The following is a 308-nucleotide window of genomic DNA, read 5'->3' as shown; positions in this document are numbered from 1 at the left end:
GCCGATCCTCATTGTGGCCCGGGTGATATCGACTGTTCGGACGAACAGCCCGATCTGTAATTTCTGGTCAGCAAAGACATGCTCGACGCGGGATCGGATCACGGACTTTCCCGCATTCGATTGCTGGATATGTCGGTGCATAGGTTTGAGATGCGGCTTTTTCTTGTGAACCTTTGAGACAAAGTCCTGCTTTTCCATGAAATCCCCATTGGCTTTTGAGCGATAGGTCGTGTCAGCCCAGGCTGTTGAGGTCGTATTGGTTTTATCCAGCAGCCCCTCTCTCAATCGCGCACCATCACTGGCGGCGG

At 52.9% G+C, this 308-nt stretch carries 1 pseudogene; it reads right to left on the bottom strand.

What is annotated here, in order from left to right:
• A pseudogene (locus HK20_RS12735) lies at positions 1-308 on the bottom strand (IS5/IS1182 family transposase); the annotation flags it as partial.

The sequence above is a fragment of the Acetobacter sp. DsW_54 genome (genome assembly GCF_002153575.1).
Lineage (GTDB): Bacteria > Pseudomonadota > Alphaproteobacteria > Acetobacterales > Acetobacteraceae > Acetobacter > Acetobacter fabarum.
The sequence above is the reverse complement of the archived record's forward strand: the minus strand, read 5'-3'. Positions and strand labels throughout refer to the sequence as shown.